Below are 2,333 nucleotides of genomic sequence, written 5' to 3'. Positions count from 1 at the left end.
AAAGGGCCGGACATCGCAGGGATCAGACCGATCCTCACCGGGTCGGCCGCCAGGGAGGGGCCCCCCGCCCAGCATCGTCCCGGCCGCCGCAGTCAGAGTCAGAGCCAAGGTCCGCAGCATAGACGTCATCATCAACCTCCCCCAGTTTTCTTGAATGGTGTCTTCAGGCCGCCTTGGCGGCGACGCGCATGCCGACATAGCGCTCCAGCGTGGCGTGGTCCCGCGCCAGGGCTTCCGAGGCCGCGCGGTGGACGATCCGGCCGCGTTCCAGCACGATGGCTTGGCGGGTCAGGCCCAGCGCGATGTGGGCGTGCTGCTCCACCAGGATGATGGCGAGGCCCTCGCGCTCGACCATCCGGCGGATGGCGGCGGACAGCTCCTCGACGATCACCGGGGCCAGCCCTTCCAGCGGTTCGTCCAGCAGCACCAGCGCCGGGTTCAGCATCAAGGCCCGGCCGATCGCCAGCATCTGCTGCTCGCCACCCGAAAGCTGGAAGCCCAAATTGCCCCGCCGCTCGCGCAGGCGCGGGAACAGCTCATGCACACGGGCAAGCGTCCAGGGGCCGCGCCGCGCCGCCACCGTCAAATTCTCCTCCACCGTCAGGGAGGGGAAGATGTCGCGCTCCTGCGGCACCCAGCCGAAGCCGGCGCCGGGCCGCAGATGCGGGGCGAGCCGCTCCACGGGCCGGCCGCGCAGGGCGATGGTGCCACCACGGCGCAGCGTGTGCCCCATCAGCGTGGCGAGCAGGGTCGATTTGCCCATGCCGTTGCGGCCGAGCAGGGCCAGCGCGTCGCCCTCCTCCAGCTCGAAAGACACCTCGTCCAGCACCGAGGCGTCGCCGTAGCCGGCGCTCAAAGCCCGGACGCTCAGCAGCGCTTCAGACATGACGGGCATCCCCAGATAGACGCGCTGGACCTCCGGATTTTCCGCGATCTCGGTGGGCGTGCCGTGGCACAGCACCTGCCCGCCCACCAGCACGGTGATGCGGTCGGCGAAGCGGAAGACCAGATCCATATCGTGCTCGATGAACAGGATGGCGAGGTCGCGCGGCAGGCCGGCGATCACCTCGAACAGCTCGGCGCTCTCCCGCGCCGGGACGCCGGCCGCCGGCTCGTCCAGCAGCAGCACCCGCGGTTCGCAGGCCAGCGCCAGCGCGATCTCGACCAGCCGCTGCCGGCCATAGGCCAGCTCCCGCGTCAGCCGTTCCGCGTCGGGACCGAGACCCAGCCGATGCAGCAGGGCGTGCGCCTCGTCGATGGCGTCGGTGCGGCGGCTCAGCCGCGACAGCCAACTGCGCGTCAGGCCGCGTCGCTCGCACACCGCCAGCGTCACCGATTCCAGCGGCGTCAGCGCCGGGAACAGGCTGTTGATCTGGAAGGTCCGCACCAGCCCACGGCGCACCCGCTCGGCCGGGGTGGCGTGGGTGATGGTGGCGCCATGCAGACGGATCGCTCCGGCGCTCGGCCGCAGCAGGCCGGTCAGCAGGTTGATCAGCGTCGTCTTGCCGGCGCCGTTCGGCCCGATCAGCGCGTGGCGCGCGCCCACCGGCAGATCGAGCGAGACATTGCGCGTCGCCAGCAGCGCACCGAAATTGACCGACAGCCCCTCGGTCGCCAAAGCTGCAATAGATGAGGCTGCGGTCATCGCGAGTCCCCCTTGCGGAGGCGGGCGGCGATGGTGGCGATCCCGCCGATGATGCCGCCGCGGGCGAACAGCACGACCAGCACCAGCATCAGGCCCAGCCAGAAGAACCAATATTCCGGGTTGGCCGCCGCCAGCTGGTCGCGGACGATCATGAAGACCGCCGCACCGATGAAGGCGCCATAGAGATGCCCGGCCCCGCCCAGGATCAACATGATCAGCACCTCGGCCGAACGCTGGAAGCCCAGGACCTCGACCGACACGAACTCGGTGGTCTGGGTCAGCAGGGCGCCGGCCACACCGGCCAGGGCGGCGGACACGGTGTAGATCAGCGCGCTGTGCCGGCGCAGCGGCGCGCCGATGGCGGCCATCCGCCGGCCGTTCTCGCGCATGCCCTGCAAGGCCAGCCCGAAGGGGGAGGACACCAGCCGGCGGGCCAGCAGGAAGCCGGCGAAGGCCACAGCGAGGCTGTAGCCGAAAGCGGTCCGCCCCCACATGTCCATCGGGAACAGCCCGAATAGCGGGTCGAGGACGATGCCCTGCAGCCCGTCGTCGCCGCCGGTGACGGCGTAGCCCTTCACCGCCGCCTCGTGCAGCACCAGCGAGACGCCGAGCGTCACCATCAACAGTGCTATTCCGCGCACCCGGACGATGATGAAGCTGAGGGCCAAGCCGAGCAGCCCGGCCAGCG

At 70.4% G+C, this 2,333-nt stretch carries 2 protein-coding genes; both read right to left on the bottom strand.

Features of this window, described 5'->3' with window-relative positions; genetic code table 11:
* Window positions 1–163: 163 nt before the first annotated feature.
* Entirely contained in the window at window positions 164–1,645 is a 1,482-nt protein-coding gene (locus I71_RS40015; protein ID WP_042697938.1) for an ATP-binding cassette domain-containing protein, read from the bottom strand.
* On the bottom strand, window positions 1,642–2,333 hold a 692-nt coding region (locus tag I71_RS21525), incomplete at its 5' end, for a branched-chain amino acid ABC transporter permease (RefSeq protein ID WP_042697935.1). The genes I71_RS40015 and I71_RS21525, both read right to left, overlap by 4 nt.

Origin of the sequence: Azospirillum sp. B506 (assembly GCF_000333595.1) — a bacterium.
GTDB lineage: Bacteria > Pseudomonadota > Alphaproteobacteria > Azospirillales > Azospirillaceae > Azospirillum.
Note: the sequence above shows the minus strand (reverse complement) of the source record. Positions and strands in the feature narration are given on the sequence as shown.